The sequence below is a fragment of the Helicobacter pylori genome (genome assembly GCF_016755635.1).
In the GTDB taxonomy this organism is placed as follows: Bacteria; Campylobacterota; Campylobacteria; order Campylobacterales; family Helicobacteraceae; genus Helicobacter; species Helicobacter pylori_CQ.
The window spans coordinates 377384-393202 of the sequence record NZ_CP051500.1 but is presented as its reverse complement, the minus strand read 5'-3'; the positions used below and the strand labels follow the sequence as shown (position 1 = coordinate 393202).

Sequence of the window (15819 nt, the reverse complement as noted above, 5' to 3'; positions counted from 1 at the left end):
AACAAGAGCCAATTTCAATCAAGCGGTAATTTCTCATAAAGTGTAGGAAACGCTACCGCTTCGCATTATTTCACCACTCAAAAAGCGTTTTAACTTTCTTTAAATCTTTATACTCCACGCTTTTGATAGCGTGATCCTCTAATTCAAAATCCGCGCTCCAATCGTTAGCGTCTTTAAGGACAGCTTGAAAGCTTTCTTTATTTGTGAGTTTGACTCCCACTTTTTCGCCTAAAGAAAGCTTGAAGTGTTTGGGGGTTTTAAGCGTTCTTTCTAACCCCATAGAGCTCACTTCTAAAATATAAGCGTCTTGAATAAAATCGCACACATCTAATAAGGGCGAAATCACCTCGCTCACTTGTTGGCAAATGTCCAAACTAACCGCCCCATTAGGGTTTTTAAGGCTCACCCTTAAAACATGCTGCTCGTTTTCTTTAACCAAACTCACATCATAAAGCAAATAACCCAAGCTTTCAATCACGCCCTCTATTTTCTCTTCTATTTTTTTAGTCATTATCTTTCCCTTTAGCGATTTCATTAAATAAGGCGTCTAGGCGGAGCTGCTTTTCTAAACTATCATCTAAAACAAAACTGAGCTTTGGGCATTTAAACCATCCGCTCGCCTGCAAAACAAACTGCCTGATCAAACCCTCAGCTTTTTTTAATTTAGAAAGGATTTTATGATCTGATGAAAGCACAAACACCAAAGCGTGGTGCTTCCCTTTAGAGCATTCCACCTTAGTAACGCTTAAAGAATTCAATTCGCTGTCGTTCAAGCCCGCTAAAGCCTCTTGCAGTAATTCTAAAAGATTGGATTCTAAGCGTTCTTTATGAGCGTTCATTAGAGGGTTCTTTTTTTATGGATTTCTTTGTAGGTTTCAAACACATCGCCCACTTTAATCTCATTATAATTTTCTAGCATGATCCCGCACTCATAGCCCTTAGAAACTTCTTTCACATCGTCTTTAAAGCGTTTCAAAGAAAGGATTTCGCCGGTGTGAATCACCACGCCATCCCTAATCAAACGCGCCTTAATGCCACGAGCGATCACCCCATCGCTCACCACACACCCGGCTATCGTGCCTACTTTAGGGATATTAAAGGTTTCTCTCACTTCCGCTTGCCCGGTATGCTCTTCTTCAATAATAGGACTCATCAAGCCTAATAACAGCGATCGCATTTCTTCAATCAAGGCATAAATCACCGTGTAAGTTTTAATGCTCACATTGTATTCTTTAGCCTTATTTTTCACATTACCGGTAGGGCGGATGTTAAAGCCTAAAATCACCGCATGCTCACTGCTAGAAACTAGGCTCAAATCATTCTCAGTAATGCCCCCCACCCCTGAATGGATCACTTGAATCGCCACTTCTTCGTTATTAAGCTCTAACAAGCTGTTTTTAATGGCTTCTAAGCTTCCTTGCGTATCCGCTTTAATGACTACAGGAATATTTTTTAATTCCTTATTAGCGACCATTTCTGAAAGCTCATCAAAAGACACTTTAGTGCTTTTACTCAAGGCTTTTTGGCGTAAATAAGTCGCCCTCTTTTGAGCTTGCAAGCGCGCGATAGAATCGTTTTCTACCCCTATTAAAACAGATCCTGCAGGAGGCACTTCGCTTAAGCCTGTGATGAGAGCCACCATAGAGGGTTTTAAATTTTGAATGCTCTTGCCTTGATCGTCAGTCATCGTTCTTATTTTACCAAACGCCGTTTCGGCAAAAAAACTATCCCCCACGCTTAAAGTCCCGCTTTGGACAATCACCGTGGCTACTGCCCCACGCCCTTTTTCCACGCTCCCTTCTAAAACAACCGCTCTAGCGCTGCCCTCTTCTATGGCTTTTAATTCCATAATATCCGCTTGAATGAGAATGGTTTCTAACAAATTATCAATGCCATCGCCCGTTTTAGCCGAAACAGGGATAAACTCATGCTCTCCGCCCCAATCCACAGGGTTATAACCAAGCTCAGCGCATTCAGCTTTGAGTTTGTCCGGATTCACATTAGGCTTATCCATTTTATTCATTGCAAAAATCACAGGCACATTAGCGGCCTTTGCATGCTCTAAAGCTTCAATAGTCTGTTGCTTCACGCCATCATCAGCCGCTATCACAATCACTGCAATATCTGTAACTTGAGCCCCACGATTACGCATCTGGCTGAAGGCTTCATGCCCTGGGGTGTCAATGAAAGACACCCATTTGTTATTTTTTTCTACCATGTAAGCGCCAATGTGCTGAGTGATCCCCCCAGCTTCCGTGTGAGCGACTCTTTTATCACGGATTTTATCCAATAGCGAAGTTTTGCCATGATCAACATGCCCCATGATAGTAACCACAGGCGGGCGCTCTTTTTTCACCCCCTCTAGCACTTCTTCTACTTCAAATTTCTCTAAGGTGTTTTGAACAGAAATTTCTAAATGGAACTCTTCGGCTAAAATCTCTATGCTATCCTTATCCAAAAAGTCGTTTTTAGTTACCATAAGCCCTAAATTAAAGAGGGTTTTAATCACATCAGCCAGATTCAAATTCGCTTTTTGCGCGAATTCATAGACGCGCACTTCTTCAGGGATTGAAATCGCACTTTGGATCACTTTTTGGCTGCTATCGTTACGGAATGCGCGTTTTTTCTTGGATTGTCGTTTGATCCCGCTTTCATTCATCCAAGGGTTTTTTCTTTGGACGCGCACCCTGTCGTTGATATTTTGGCGGATTTCTTTTTCTTCTTCTTCCTTATTGAGATTATCTTGTTCATGCAAATCAAACAATAAGATTTCATCGGTTTCATCATCATAAATATCATTGCCCTTAAAATCCCTCGCATCGCTAAAATCAATTTTATGGGATTTGTTGTTTTTGGCTGTGGGGGTGGCTTTGGGCTTACTGGGTTTTTTGGCTTTTTTAGCCTCTTGCTTGTCTTTTTCTTGCCATTCTTTTTTAATGTCTTCAAAAATAGCCGCCGCGCTTTGAGTGGGTTTTTTGCTTTCTGTTACGCTGTTTTCAATTTCATTTTCTGTTTCATCGTTGCGTTTAATCACCCTAAAACCGGTGCGTCTTTTAATGTTTTCATGGCGTTTGATCTCTTGCTCTTGCTTTTTAACTTCGCTGATTTCTTTTTTAGCGTTATTAGCGTTATTGGTGCTGTTAGCGTTGTTAGCGTTGCTTTGGGTGAGCTTGTTTAGGGCTTCTCGGCTTTTTTGGATTTCTTGGAGTTTTTGCTTGGCTTTTTCTATTTGAGAGTGGCTAACCGCTTTAGGGGTGTTTTCTACATGGGGCGTTTGGTTTTCAAAAGTGTTGACAATCTCTATTCCTCCTTTTTTTTTGGCAATGGGTGTAGGAGCTTCTTTTTTCTTTTCTTTAGTTTTTTTGGGCTTTGGCTGGCTTTTTGTTTCTTCTTTTTTAGGCGTTTTGGAAACCTTTTTGTTAAGAGGTTTAGACGCTACGGCTGTATTCAAATCGTCTTTATTGTCTTGTTCAGGATTTTTAGTGGGTTGATTGGCTTGTATTTGTTCTTTAATGCCATCCACAATGTATTTGTATAGCTTGCCGGCTTGCTCTGGGGTCATTTTAGAATTTGTCTTAAGCTCTAAACCAATATCTTTGGCTTGCTCGATCACATTTTTAAGCTCTTTTTGGGTCTTACCAAGCTCGGCTAAAAATTCTTTTAAATCAACCATACCACTCATGCTATGCTTCTCTCCTTAATCCAAGTAATGATATTTTTGGTATCTTTTGGGGCGTTCTTTATTTTTGAAACCGCTTTCAACAACTTTTTTTCTCCATTTTTCAAACAATTTCCACACACATAAAAACTACGGCCTGTGCCATCAAACTCCACAATTTGATTGTCAAAACTTTTCAAGCGCAACAAATCCTTTTGAGGTTGGCGCATTCTGCACGCCACACACATGCGGATTTTAATTTCAGTCTTTCTCAATAAGGACTCCATCATTGTCAAAATCTAAAACTGCTACCCTAAATTTAGGGAATTTCTTGCTCAAAACCTGCTTTAATTTAGGGGCGTCTTCTTCATAACACATGTTAAAAAACGACGAACCGCTCCCTGAAAGCGTGCTCATTAAGGCGTTATTTTCTAAAGCGAGCTTTTGGATCGCAAACAACACGGGATAAGTTTGCATGCGCTTATATTGATGCATCCTGTCTTTAGAACAACAACGCAATAAATCCCACTTCCCCTGCACAATCGCCATCGTCATCAAACTCGCATGCGAAAGGTTAAACACGCTTTCTTGCACGCTGTAACGCTTGGGCAAGAGGTGGCGCGATTGCTTGGTAGAAATGGCCCTATTAGGGATCACCATCACCGCTTTTAAAAAAGAGGGGATTTTGGTTTTTAAACTTATCACTTTCTTTTTTTCCACAAACGCTGCATTATACCCCCCAAACACCGCCGGGGTGATATTATCCGGGTGGTTTTCATAAATTAAAGCGGTATTGACAATGTTTTCTCTATCAAAATCAAACCCTAAAAACGCAAACGCTGAAGCGACCGCCCCCACAATCATCGCCGAGCTAGACCCCATGCCCCTTGTAATAGGGACTTTATTATGCAATAAAAATTTAAACGATCCGTCATTCCCATGCTTTTTTAAAATCTCATAAAACACTTTAGTGAAAATATTGTTGGTTAAAAACTTAGGGATCCCTTCACCCTCCCCAACCAATTTCACCGCATGGAAACTGCTAGGCTCAATAAAAAAACGATTGCGTAAATTCAAGCTCAAACCCAAGCAATCAAAACCGGGACCTAAATTCGCACTTGTTGCAGGAACACTCACTACCAAATTTTAAACCCCTATTTTTGATACCCTTTCATTTTTAAAACTAGCATTATACACTAAATAGGAGGCAAAATGTAAAACGGCGTGTTCAATTGGGTGAATTTGTCTTTCTCTAAAAAAGAGGGCAGCATGAAATCTTTTGGCGCAATTTTCAAATCTTTAAAATCGCTCAAGCTTTCCATTTCTTTTGAAACAAAGTATTTATTGGCATATGCTAGAATGGGCGTGTTGTCGTTAAAATCAAAGCCTGTGGTGGAATAGAGTTCAAAGTCATAAATTAAAGCCAAAGTGTGTAAGAAAACATGCGTGAGCTTTAGGCTAGTGAAACTCCCTGGCCCTTTAGCGTAATAAACCCCCTTAATCGCCGGTAAAGTAGGGTTTTTAAAATCTTTGAATAATTGCGAAAAAACTTCCACTAAAGCTTCGCTTGTTTTTGATTTGGAAGTGTAAGAAGCGCATAAAAAATTGTTTTGATATACCCCAAGCAAAACCCCCTCGCCTAAAGAGATAAGTGCTAAATCTAATTCCAAAAAATAAGCCCTAATTCAGGATTAAGCGAAAGCCTTTTGCAACGCAAATTCTTTGACCGGATCCGTAGCGATCAAAACTTCGTAATTCTTAGCGTCCGCTAAAATGGCTTTAACCAACATGGAATTGAGCTTATGACTCCCTGAAAAAGAAGTGTATTTGCCCATCACAGGCATGCCTAAGACCATCAGATCCCCCATAGCGTCTAAAATCTTGTGGCACACAAACTCCTTTTCACACCTCAAACCCTCTTTATTCAAAATGCTGTTTTCGTCCAGCACGATACAATTATTCAAGCTCCCCCCTTTAGCCAAACCAATGGATCGCAAGTAATTCACTTCTTGCAAAAACCCAAAGGTGCGGGCTTTAGCGACTTGCTCTTTGTAAGCGGTTTTACTAAAGACGAAATGATGGGCTTGCTTAGCGATAACCGGATGGTTAAAATCAATCGTGAAATTCAAAGAAAGTTGGCTGTCTGGCTCAATTTTAACGAATTTATCGCCTTCTCTAACCTCAACGGCTTGCTTGATTTCCATCACTTTTTTAGGAGCGTCTAATTCTTTAATCCCTGCTTCATCTAAAAGCATGCAATAAGTCAAAGCACTCCCATCCATGATAGGGATCTCTTCGTTATCCACAGAGATTTTAAGATTATCAATGCCATACGCATGGATAGCTGAAAGCAAATGCTCAATCGTAGAAATTCTAGCGTTATCCTTACCCAACACGGTTGCCATTTTGGTATCCACGATGTTTTCAGGTTTTAAGGGGAGCTTCACGCCCAAATCAGAGCGGTAAAAAACAATGCCTTGATTTTCTCCTAAAGGCTCTAAAACAAGCTTCACAGGAACGCCCTTGTGTAAGCCTATCCCTACTAATTCCACAGAGTGGTTAATGGTTGTTTGTTTCATAATACTTCCTTTATGTCTAGTATATCGTCATTTTTAGTGATTATTTTAATATTTTTATTTACCAAAAGCCGTTCAATCTCTTTTAAAGAGAAAATTTTATTTTGAAAAACGATTTGAGCGCTCTTGACTTCTTTTAAAATCAAGCACTCTCCAAAGCACACAATCGCCCCTTCGCAAACCCCATAAACCGACACACAGCCCTCTGAAATAATCTTCGCTCCATTGTGGATATTACCCAAAAAAATAAGATGATTAGCGCTATAAATCTCTTCACCACTCCTGATATGGCGCTCATAAATCGTTGTTTTAGGCTCTGTTTTAGAATGATTGGGTTTTGAATGATTGGTTTCTTCTTTTAAAGGCATGGTTTTGATATGGCGTCCGTTTAAAGCGCGATTCGTTTCTAAAAACAAAAGCTGGTGTTTGTGCAAAATGGCTTTGACTTCTGGTTCAATATCATATTTAAAAATAATAAGAAAATACTGCAAAAGGGCGTGGTTTTTTTCTAAAAATTCCATGACCGCTTCAGGCTCTTGCTTTTCAATTTCAAACGCATGCACATTTTTTTGATTCGTTTTTAACATGACTATCCTTTCATTAAAAGCTGTTTGGCTTGCTCTATGGGGGTGATGATATTGGTTTTTATCCATTGCTCATTAAGCCATTCATTGGGTCGGACAAAAACCCCTTGCAAAAGCATCCCTAAATGCAACCCGCTCCCTAATTTCAAACCACTACTCCCCACGCTTTTATCATCTTTTAAATGCGCTAAAAAAACGCACAAACCTAACCCATAGCAATTGATTAAACTATTACCATAAAAATCCAACTCCCCCTTAAAAACCCTCTTTACCGATGGATCAAACGCTAAAGATAAATCCTTACTGGGTATCAAATCCACCCCTAAATGCAAGAATTTAAACAACACCTGATTGTCCTTTAAAAACCGACGATTTTCTAAAAAATTGCTTGTCATTTTAAAAGGCCCATTCAAGGGTTTTAGCGTTTGAAAATGGGAAAAATCCTTATAAAAATCCCCTTGCTCTAAAGCGATCTTTTGGATTTTTTCTAAATCTTTTAAGCGCGCGTTGGAAAACATTTCTAATAAAGTTTGTTCAGTGTGATTTTGAAATTTTTCTTGCTTTGCAATCTTGTCTTTTAAGGCACTTAAATCTATCTCTTTTTCTCTCACATGATGGGTTTTTCGTTTGAGTAATAAAGGGGTGGTATTAGAGTTATAAGCCTTATCTTTAGCGACAATGAACGCCTTAAAATCCTTATTTTTATAAGACCAAGGCACTAGAGCGATAAAGACATTACGCTGTTTGAATTCTACAAGCCTGAAAGCTTTAAAATCCTTTTTTTTGACGCGCACAAACGCTTGAGACAAATTCTTATCCAAAGCTTCAAAGACAACTACCGCGCTCCCCCCATAAGCGATGCTTGGGGAACGAGATAAAATCGTGATTAAGGGTTTTATCGTATCAATACACACTTCTTGTTTGAAAGACGCCTTATTGCCATTGAAAAAATTAGCATAGCTCCAATCATTAGCTTGAATTTCATACAAAAGGCACTTGTCTTCTAACCCCATGATTTCAGGCCTAATTAAAGGCACTTCTAAAGACTTGGGTTTATCCAATACCAGATTTTCTTTTTCATAAAGAATCAAATTATCTTGCGTGGTTACTTTTAAATCATAGCGTTTGATGCCCTTTGGGGCTGCTATTTTAATCTTAATGGGTTTTTTTAAATCCCAAAAAAGCGCTTCATTATTGTCATTAAGCACATCCTCTTTGCTATTCAAACTAAAACTTAAAGCTTTGGTTTTTGTGATTAAAGCGTTAAAAATCAAATAACCCCCTAAAATTAAAACGACTAACGCTAAAATTTTAAACCTCAACTCCAAAATCAAGCCTTAAAAAATGAACGCATAATTCACTAATAAAAAACTGGATCGCTTGAACTGGTTGTTAGCTGAAATCAACAATCGTTCATCATCTTCTTTATTTTGATAGAGCGCTCCCTCTTCCACTCCCATTCTCAAATAGCTAATCGGTAATTTGGTGCCAATCTCTAAGCGGTGTTTCCTATAAAGCGTTAAACTCACGCCCACATTAAAAGTGTAATCCACTTCAATCAAAGACTTCCACAAAAAATTAGGGCTTGAATAGCCCCCCACCACCAAATTCCTCCCGTTTTGATTAGGCCTGTCTTGATAGAGCATAAGCCCTATCCCAAAACCCGCATAAACGCCTAAAAAATGCTTTTTAGTCTTAAAATCTAAAGGCATGTCAAACAACAAATCGGTATTGACAGCCCCTAAAACATAAAAAAACGAGCCTACAGGCTGCTTGAGTGCGTTCTCTTTTAACGCCCCTCCCCCAAGCAACAAATCCCCATAAAATCGTGTCCCAAAATAAGGCACGAAGTATTTTTGATACCCGAATTTAGCACTAATCATAGAAACAGGAGCGTTAATATTGATATTGTTTTTAAACGCGCTAGAGGCATTCACGCCGTATTTATCGTTCATCTCCCCTTGATAAGACAAGTTAAGTTCCCCATAAGCATACCCGCCCCCTAAAAAAACCCCACTCTTATCATCGGCTATGGAAAAAGATTTGAGCAATTTTTTTCTTTTCTTTGAAGAAATCTTTGGGTAAGTTCGCTCTAAATATTCTTCTTCAAACTTATCCTTATCCATCTCTTTGGGCGAAACCCCTTTTTCGGTGAGCTGTTGCTTTAAATGGTTTATTTTTTCATCTAATTGTTGGTTTTCTTCTTCTAAATTGTCATAATCTGTCGCTTGAAGTCCTATGATGAGCGCGATATAAATCAAACCATATTTAAATTTCAACATTTTAGCCTTTACAATAAATAGTTGTAACTAATATAATAAATATTAGTGCTTTTAAAATAATATAAAAAGGTTTGCGAAGTTTCTTTTAAGGGAGGCATTTTTAAGGCTAATTCAAAGCGGTGTTTGAGATTAAGCGTCATGCTCACCCCTAAATTTAGCACTAATCCAAAAGCGTTAGGCTGTGAATACCCTTTAATCTCTTTTAAATTTTGATACATCCCATTCCACCCCACTCCAACGCCTCCAAATATCCCTAACGCAAACCTTTTTTCTTTGTCAATAGGCTTATCCATCAACAGATCAATATTCAAGCTTGCGGTTTGATAAGAGGCTAAAGAATCGCTTTTAAACCCTTTCATCGCCCCCCCTAAATATTCCCCATAAAAGCGTAAGGCGCTAATCCCGTTAGCAAAATACTTTTGATACCCGCTCCTTAAGCCATACAACAAAGGAGAAGCTTGAATATTGTTTAAAGGTTCAAAGCTCTCATAAGATCGGGCGTTAGGATGAGCGTTAATCCCTATATCGCCAAGGATTACGCCTATAAAAAAACCGCTCTTACTTTTAGCCATTTGCTGGAATAAGAGAGATTCATTCTTTTCATGCAATTCCCCTTTAAGCATGTAAAGCTGGCGTTTTTTCTTATGGATTTCTTCAAGCAGGCTTTTTTCATCAATATTCTTTTTAACTTCCTTGTTCTCTTCAAACTCTAGCGTTTGGGCGCGTTTTTCTTCCAAAAGAATGGGAGCGTCTTTAGGGGTATTTTCTTCAGTCATACTCTCTTGAGCCGTATTTTCTTCAGCGTGCAAGCCCAACATAAAACCAAAGCATAAAATGAGATTTCTTATTTTTTTAGAACACATATTGATACCCAATGCTTGCTATAGCTCCCCACCAAGTCTCTTTTGAAGAATTAGATTGTAAAAAAGGGAAATTATTCAAAATTTTAAATTCAAATTCAATGCGGTTTTTTTCTAATACCGTTAGAGCCAATCCTGCGTTAAAAGACATCCCCCATTCCGCCGTATAATTCACCCCATGCGCTACAACCCCCAAGCCTAAACCCATATACCCCCCCATATAAAGGTATTTCCCCACAAAAGGCAAAGGAAAATCCAATAAAAAATCCCCATTCAGCATGACCGATTGAAATCCCACGCTCCCAAAGCCCGCTTTTTTAGGAGCTCCTCCATAATATTGGATATAGATGCGCCTGCCAATGATATTGGGCTTGACCAAGTGCGCAAAAAACGACGGCCTGAAAGTTTGATAGCCAAAACGCAAGCCATAGGCAAACAAATAATTTAAAATATTCCCGGTGATGCTAGAGCTATTGGTTTTGACCATGATTTCATGGTTGTAAAAAAACCCGGTATTGATCCCTAAAATAAGCCCGCTTTTAGCGTTCGCCCTTTTTAAGTCTCTGATCAATTCCTCAACTTCTTTATCTTCATAGGCTTTATAATACTTGATATACTTGTAATATTTTGGGTCTAGGGTGTCATAATCAAGTGCACTCAATCCCGTATAAAACCCCATTAAAGACCATAAAATAACATGTTTTTTAAGACCCAAAATCGCTAAATCCCTTGAATTGTTTGTTAAAAGTTTCTTTCAATTATACTAAAATAATTAAAATGACCGGTTAAAATAGAGTAAAATTTTTACCCTCCCCAATAAAGTCATGCTACAATGCCACTATATTTAACACTTAGGATTTTTAATGAGCATGCAAACCGCCCCAATTAAAAAAATCACTCTCAACCACCTCCAAGCTAAAAAAAATCACGAAAAAATCATCGCTATTACCGCTTATGATGCACTATTCGCTCAAATATTTGATCCGCTAGTGGATGTGATTTTAGTGGGCGATAGTTTGAATATGAGTTTTTTCAACCAAAACGACACTTTAAGCGCGAGTGTGGGAATGATGCTCTATCACACCAAAGCCGTGTGCGCGGGCGCTAAGACTCCTTTTATCATCACAGACATGCCCTTTGGAAGCTATAAAAATGAAAAAACAGCCCTAAAAAACGCCATTAGAGTTTATAAAGAAACCCAAGCGAGTGCGATCAAACTAGAGGGGGGGAAAGAAAAAGCGAAACTGGTTAAAACGCTCACTGATGAGGGCGTTATCGTGGTAGGGCATATTGGCTTAATGCCCCAATTCGTGCGTCTTGATGGAGGTTATAAGATTAAGGGCAAAAATGAAGAGCAACAAAAAAAGCTTTTAGAAGACGCCTTGAGTTTGGAAGAAGCCGGGGTGGGTTTGTTGGTTTTAGAGGGTATAACCACCCCTATCGCTCAAAAAATCACGCAAAAAATCAAAATCCCCACGATCGGCATAGGGAGCGGCAAGGATTGCGATGGGCAGATTTTAGTGTGGAGCGATATGTTAGGCTTTTTTGATAGCTTTAAGCCTAAATTCGTGCGAGAATACCTCAAAGGGAAAGAATTGATTCAAAACGCTATCAAGCAATACGCTGATGATGTGAAAAAGGGAAACTTCCCTAACGAATTAGAAAGTTACCATTAAATGAAAGAACGGATAGTCAATTTAGAAACTTTGGATTTTGAAACTTCTCAAGAAGTGAGTTTGCGCCCTAATCTTTGGGAAGATTTTATCGGTCAAGAAAAGATTAAAAGCAACTTGCAAATTTCTATTTGTGCGGCTAAAAAACGCCAAGAAAGTTTGGATCACATGCTCTTTTTTGGCCCGCCCGGTTTGGGTAAAACTTCAATCAGCCATATCATCGCTAAAGAAATGGAAACCAATATCAAAATCACCGCCGCTCCCATGATAGAAAAAAGCGGTGATTTGGCCGCCATTTTGACGAATTTGCAAGCTAAAGACATTCTTTTTATTGATGAAATCCACCGGCTTAGCCCAGCGATTGAAGAGGTTTTATACCCGGCTATGGAAGATTTCAGGCTAGATATTATCATAGGCTCAGGCCCAGCGGCTCAAACCATTAAAATTGATTTACCCCCTTTCACCCTCATCGGCGCTACCACCAGAGCTGGAATGCTCTCTAACCCCTTAAGAGACAGATTTGGCATGAGCTTTAGAATGCAATTTTATAGCCCTAGCGAACTGGCCCTTATTATCAAAAAAGCCGCCGCCAAACTCAACCAAGACATCAAAGAAGAAAGCGCTGATGAAATCGCTAAAAGGAGTAGAGGCACGCCAAGGATCGCTTTAAGGCTTTTAAAAAGGGTGCGCGATTTTGCACTAGTCAAAAATTCAAGCTTAATGGATTTAAACATCACTTTGCATGCTTTGAATGAATTAGGCGTGAATGAATTGGGCTTTGATGAAGCGGATTTGGCGTATTTATCTTTATTGGCTAACGCTCAAGGACGACCGGTGGGTTTAAACACGATTGCAGCGTCTATGAGAGAAGATGAAGGCACGATTGAAGATGTGATTGAGCCTTTTTTACTCGCTAATGGGTATTTAGAGCGCACCGCTAAAGGCAGAATCGCCACGCCTAAAACCCATGCGCTTTTAAAAATCCCCACTTTAAGATCTCAAAGTTTGTTTTAAGGATTTATCTTTTGAGAATATTCTCCCTAAACCCTTTTCATTTCAAACTTTTACTTTTTAATCTTGTTTAGAAAGAAAATTACACTACAATAACGATAAAATTTTAAAGGGTGTAAAAATAAATTATTATGTTTGGCATGGGCTTTTTTGAAATCCTTGTGGTGTTGGTTGTAGCGATTATTTTTTTAGGGCCAGAAAAATTCCCCCAGGCTGTCGTGGATATGGTGAAGTTTTTCCGCGCGGTTAAAAAAACGCTCAATGACGCTAAGGACACTTTGGATAAAGAAATCAATATTGAAGAAATCAAAAAAGAAACCCTAGAGTATCAAAAGCTCTTTGAAAACAAAGTGGAGAGTCTTAAGGGCGTTAAGATTGAAGAATTAGAAGACGCTAAAATAACTGCAGAAAATGAGATTAAAAGCATTCAGGATTTGATGCAAGATTATCAACGCAGTTTAGAAACCAACACGCTCCCTAACCATTTAAACGAAGAAGTTTCCAATGAAGAAGCCCTAAATAAAGAAGTTTCAAGCGATGAATCTCCTAAAGAAGTCCAATTAACAACCGATAACAACGCCAAAGAACACGACAAAGAAAAAGAGCATGTTTGAAGATTTAAAACCGCATTTACAGGAACTAAGAAAGCGTTTGATGGTTTCTGTGGGAACGATTTTAGTGGCGTTTTTGGGGTGCTTTCATTTTTGGAAAAGTATTTTTGAATTCGTTAAAAATTCTTATAAAGGCACGCTCATTCAGCTCTCCCCTATTGAAGGGGTCATGGTAGCGGTTAAAATCAGTTTTTCAGCCGCTATTGTCATTTCCATGCCCATTATTTTTTGGCAATTATGGCTCTTTATCGCTCCAGGGCTTTACAAGAATGAAAAAAAAGTGATTTTGCCTTTTGTGTTTTTTGGGAGCGGCATGTTTTTAATTGGGGCGGCGTTTTCTTATTATGTGGTGTTCCCTTTCATCATTGAATACTTAGCCACTTTTGGGAGCGATGTGTTTGCGGCTAATATTTCTGCATCCAGTTATGTGAGCTTTTTCACGCGCTTGATTTTAGGCTTTGGCGTGGCGTTTGAATTGCCTGTTTTGGCGTATTTTTTGGCTAAAGTGGGCTTGATTACCGATGCGAGCTTGAAAGCGTATTTTAAATACGCTATTGTAGTGATTTTTATTGTAGCAGCCATTATCACTCCCCCTGATGTGGTGAGTCAAATCTTTATGGCGTTGCCCTTAGTGGGGCTTTATGGGCTTTCTATTTTGATCGCCAAAATAATCAATCCGGCTCCCAAAGACAACGAAAATGACAACGCAAAAGATAGCGAAAATAACGCCAAAGAAAATGAAAAAAGCGAGTCGTAGTTGAAAGAATTTGATTTAGAAAGCTATGATTATGATTTGCCTAAAGAATTGATCGCAAACTACCCCATTTTGCCCAAAGAAAAGGCTAAATTACTCGTATATGAAAGGCATTCGCAAAAAATCACGCACACCACTTTTGAGCATGTTTTAGATTTTTTCCCTAAAAACGCCCTTGTGGTGTTGAACGACACTAAAGTGATGAAGGCCAGGCTTTTTGGATCTAAGCATGCCTTTTTGCCATCAAAAACGACCGAAGTGTTTTTCCACCGCTTTTTTAAAGACAATACCGCTTTAACTCAAATTAAGGGCAAGATCAAAGCGGGAGACAAAATCTTTTTTGATGCAAATTATTACGCTGAAGTTTTAGAATTACTCCATAACGGCCAACGCTTGATCGCTTTTTATGACAATCAAACCCCCTTAAATCAAGAAAATATCTTAAAGCTTTTAGAGCAATACGGGCATATGCCCTTACCCCCTTATATTAAAAGAGCGGATGAGAGTTTGGATGCGCATGAATACCAGAGCGTGTTCGCTAAACACATCGGTGCGGTGGCTGCCCCTACGGCGTCATTGCATTTTTCTCAAAATACCTTAGAAAAATTATTGAAAGACTTCAAGCACGCTTTTTTGACCTTGCATGTGGGGGCTGGGACTTTTCTTGGCGTAGAAACTAAAGATATTAGAGAGCATCAAATCCATACAGAAGTTTTGCATATTCCTAAAAAGAGCCAAGAAATTTTGCAAGAATCCCAAGAGATTTTATGCATCGGCACGACCGCTTTAAGGAGCGTGGAATATTTCAAGCGTTTAGAAAACCCTAATCAAGAATCGTTTGAATGCGATATTTTCTTGCATCTTGCTAACCCTATCCAGCATGTTAATTATTTGCTCACTAATTTCCATTTGCCCAAATCTAGCCTTTTAATGCTTGTGAGCGCGATGATAGGCTTAGAAAAAACCAAAGAAATCTACAAAATAGCCATAGAAAAGAAGTATCGTTTTTATTCTTATGGCGATGGGATGCTGATTTTATGAACCCCTTATTGCAAGATTATGCGCGCATCCTTTTAGAATGGAATCAAACGCACAACTTGAGCGGTGCGAAATGTTTAAGCGAGTTAGAACCCCAGATCACAGACGCTTTAAAACCCTTAGAATTTGTCAAAGATTTTAAAAGCTGCTTGGATATTGGGAGCGGGGCGGGACTTCCTGCTATCCCTTTAGCCCTTGAAAAACCTGAAGTAAAGTTCATTCTTTTAGAGCCAAGGATAAAAAGAGCGGCTTTTTTAAACTACCTTAAAAGCGTTTTGCCTTTAAACAATATTGAAATTGTTAAAAAGCGTTTAGAAGATTATCAAAATCTTTTACAAGTGGATTTAATCACTTCTAGAGCGGTCGCTAGCTCTTCTTTTTTGATGGAAAAAAGCCGATGTTTCCTAAAAGATAGGGGGTATTTTTTATTCTATAAAGGCGAGCAATTAAAGAATGAAATCGCTTGTAAAGACACTGAATGCTTTATGCATCAAAAACGAGTTTATTTTTACAAATCAAAGGAAAGTTTATGTTAAGAATTTTAATCCCCTTACTCATTATTGTGTGGGTTTTATGGCGTTTGTTTTTGAGGCAAAAACCCCACAAAGACGACCCCAAAGACAACCACTCTTATGCGCAACAAACCCCCAAAGAATTAGAAGATCACATGATTGTATGCTCTAAATGCCAAACCTATGTCTCTAGCAAAGACGCTATTTACAGCGGGGCGGTAGCCTATTGCAGTGAAACCTGTTTGAAGGATAAGAGATAA

General features: G+C 38.9%; 19 protein-coding genes. 7 read left to right on the top strand and 12 right to left on the bottom strand.

Going from position 1 to position 15819, the window contains the following annotated elements; translation table 11 throughout:
• Positions 1-70: 70 nt before the first annotated feature.
• From HG567_RS01885 to HG567_RS01830, 12 genes are read right to left on the bottom strand one after another with little or no spacing between them, the layout of a single operon-like run.
• The gene (locus HG567_RS01885) at positions 71-511 is read right to left on the bottom strand and encodes a ribosome maturation factor RimP (protein ID WP_202139967.1); all 441 of its coding nucleotides are present in this window, start codon (positions 509-511) and stop codon (positions 71-73) included.
• Positions 504-839, bottom strand: coding sequence for a 30S ribosome-binding factor RbfA (gene rbfA, locus HG567_RS01880; RefSeq protein ID WP_202139966.1), 336 nt, complete (start codon positions 837-839; stop codon positions 504-506). Before rbfA ends, HG567_RS01885 begins: the two co-directional genes overlap by 8 nt.
• Positions 839-3682: a translation initiation factor IF-2 gene (gene infB / locus HG567_RS01875; protein ID WP_202163891.1), complete on the bottom strand. Its 2844-nt coding sequence runs from the start codon at positions 3680-3682 to the stop codon at positions 839-841. The genes rbfA and infB overlap by 1 nt, the downstream gene beginning before the upstream one ends.
• Complete coding sequence (locus tag HG567_RS01870; RefSeq protein ID WP_202163890.1) at positions 3679-3933, bottom strand: DUF448 domain-containing protein; 255 nt, start codon at positions 3931-3933, stop codon at positions 3679-3681. Before HG567_RS01870 ends, infB begins: the two co-directional genes overlap by 4 nt.
• Positions 3920-4801 (bottom strand): homoserine kinase, encoded by an 882-nt coding sequence (gene thrB / locus HG567_RS01865; protein ID WP_000261728.1) that lies wholly within the window; start codon positions 4799-4801, stop codon positions 3920-3922. Before thrB ends, HG567_RS01870 begins: the two co-directional genes overlap by 14 nt.
• Before the next feature lie 53 nt (positions 4802-4854).
• Positions 4855-5328 carry a tRNA threonylcarbamoyladenosine biosynthesis protein TsaB gene (locus HG567_RS01860; RefSeq protein WP_202163889.1) on the bottom strand — a complete coding sequence of 158 codons (474 nt, stop codon included), beginning with the start codon at positions 5326-5328 and terminating at the stop codon, positions 4855-4857.
• A 21-nt stretch (positions 5329-5349) separates the two neighbouring features.
• Complete coding sequence (gene lpxC, locus HG567_RS01855; RefSeq protein ID WP_125301712.1) at positions 5350-6237, bottom strand: UDP-3-O-acyl-N-acetylglucosamine deacetylase; 888 nt, start codon at positions 6235-6237, stop codon at positions 5350-5352.
• Positions 6234-6821 (bottom strand): septum site-determining protein MinC, encoded by a 588-nt coding sequence (gene minC / locus HG567_RS01850; protein ID WP_202163888.1) that lies wholly within the window; start codon positions 6819-6821, stop codon positions 6234-6236. The genes lpxC and minC overlap by 4 nt, the downstream gene beginning before the upstream one ends.
• 2 nt (positions 6822-6823) lie before the next feature.
• Positions 6824-8146, bottom strand: a complete 1323-nt coding sequence (locus HG567_RS01845) for a M23 family metallopeptidase (RefSeq protein WP_202163887.1) — start codon at positions 8144-8146, stop codon at positions 6824-6826.
• A gap of 9 nt (positions 8147-8155) precedes the next feature.
• Positions 8156-9100, bottom strand: coding sequence for an outer membrane beta-barrel protein (locus HG567_RS01840; RefSeq protein ID WP_202139959.1), 945 nt, complete (start codon positions 9098-9100; stop codon positions 8156-8158).
• 8 nt (positions 9101-9108) lie between these two features.
• On the bottom strand, positions 9109-9963 hold the full coding sequence (locus tag HG567_RS01835; protein WP_202139958.1) for an outer membrane beta-barrel protein: 855 nt from the start codon (positions 9961-9963) through the stop codon (positions 9109-9111).
• A complete protein-coding gene (locus HG567_RS01830; protein ID WP_140576984.1) occupies positions 9953-10675 on the bottom strand; it encodes a hypothetical protein in 723 nt (240 codons plus the stop codon). The genes HG567_RS01835 and HG567_RS01830 overlap by 11 nt, the downstream gene beginning before the upstream one ends.
• A gap of 148 nt (positions 10676-10823) precedes the next feature.
• On the opposite strand from HG567_RS01830, the gene panB reads away from it, so the two are divergent.
• From panB to HG567_RS01795, 7 genes are all read left to right on the top strand, one after another.
• On the top strand, positions 10824-11636 hold the full coding sequence (gene panB / locus HG567_RS01825; protein WP_202163886.1) for a 3-methyl-2-oxobutanoate hydroxymethyltransferase: 813 nt from the start codon (positions 10824-10826) through the stop codon (positions 11634-11636).
• The gene (gene ruvB / locus HG567_RS01820; RefSeq protein WP_121082384.1) at positions 11637-12647 is read left to right on the top strand and encodes a Holliday junction branch migration DNA helicase RuvB; all 1011 of its coding nucleotides are present in this window, start codon (positions 11637-11639) and stop codon (positions 12645-12647) included. It begins immediately after the preceding gene.
• 128 nt (positions 12648-12775) lie between these two features.
• Positions 12776-13258, top strand: coding sequence for a Sec-independent protein translocase protein TatB (gene tatB / locus HG567_RS01815; protein ID WP_202163885.1), 483 nt, complete (start codon positions 12776-12778; stop codon positions 13256-13258).
• Positions 13251-14012, top strand: a complete 762-nt coding sequence (gene tatC / locus HG567_RS01810; protein ID WP_202139955.1) for a twin-arginine translocase subunit TatC — start codon at positions 13251-13253, stop codon at positions 14010-14012. The genes tatB and tatC overlap by 8 nt, the downstream gene beginning before the upstream one ends.
• Positions 14013-15050 carry a tRNA preQ1(34) S-adenosylmethionine ribosyltransferase-isomerase QueA gene (queA, locus tag HG567_RS01805; RefSeq protein WP_202163884.1) on the top strand — a complete coding sequence of 346 codons (1038 nt, stop codon included), beginning with the start codon at positions 14013-14015 and terminating at the stop codon, positions 15048-15050.
• Positions 15047-15583 (top strand): 16S rRNA (guanine(527)-N(7))-methyltransferase RsmG, encoded by a 537-nt coding sequence (gene rsmG / locus HG567_RS01800; protein WP_202163883.1) that lies wholly within the window; start codon positions 15047-15049, stop codon positions 15581-15583. Before queA ends, rsmG begins: the two co-directional genes overlap by 4 nt.
• On the top strand, positions 15577-15819 hold the full coding sequence (locus HG567_RS01795) for a PP0621 family protein (protein ID WP_000944405.1): 243 nt from the start codon (positions 15577-15579) through the stop codon (positions 15817-15819). Before rsmG ends, HG567_RS01795 begins: the two co-directional genes overlap by 7 nt.

Bases quoted from the DNA above. Each gene is read 5' to 3' on its own strand.
- HG567_RS01885 (WP_202139967.1), bottom strand. From the start codon at position 511: ATGACTAAAAAAATAGAAGAGAAAATAGAGGGCGTGATTGAAAGCTTG.
- rbfA (WP_202139966.1), bottom strand. From the start codon at position 839: ATGAACGCTCATAAAGAACGCTTAGAATCCAATCTTTTAGAATTACTG.
- infB (WP_202163891.1), bottom strand. From the start codon at position 3,682: ATGAGTGGTATGGTTGATTTAAAAGAATTTTTAGCCGAGCTTGGTAAG.
- lpxC (WP_125301712.1), bottom strand. From the start codon at position 6,237: ATGAAACAAACAACCATTAACCACTCTGTGGAATTAGTAGGGATAGGC.
- minC (WP_202163888.1), bottom strand. From the start codon at position 6,821: ATGTTAAAAACGAATCAAAAAAATGTGCATGCGTTTGAAATTGAAAAG.
- HG567_RS01840 (WP_202139959.1), bottom strand. From the start codon at position 9,100: ATGTTGAAATTTAAATATGGTTTGATTTATATCGCGCTCATCATAGGA.
- HG567_RS01835 (WP_202139958.1), bottom strand. From the start codon at position 9,963: ATGTGTTCTAAAAAAATAAGAAATCTCATTTTATGCTTTGGTTTTATG.
- panB (WP_202163886.1), top strand. From the start codon at position 10,824: ATGAGCATGCAAACCGCCCCAATTAAAAAAATCACTCTCAACCACCTC.
- ruvB (WP_121082384.1), top strand. From the start codon at position 11,637: ATGAAAGAACGGATAGTCAATTTAGAAACTTTGGATTTTGAAACTTCT.
- tatB (WP_202163885.1), top strand. From the start codon at position 12,776: ATGTTTGGCATGGGCTTTTTTGAAATCCTTGTGGTGTTGGTTGTAGCG.
- tatC (WP_202139955.1), top strand. From the start codon at position 13,251: ATGTTTGAAGATTTAAAACCGCATTTACAGGAACTAAGAAAGCGTTTG.
- rsmG (WP_202163883.1), top strand. From the start codon at position 15,047: ATGAACCCCTTATTGCAAGATTATGCGCGCATCCTTTTAGAATGGAAT.
- HG567_RS01795 (WP_000944405.1), top strand. From the start codon at position 15,577: ATGTTAAGAATTTTAATCCCCTTACTCATTATTGTGTGGGTTTTATGG.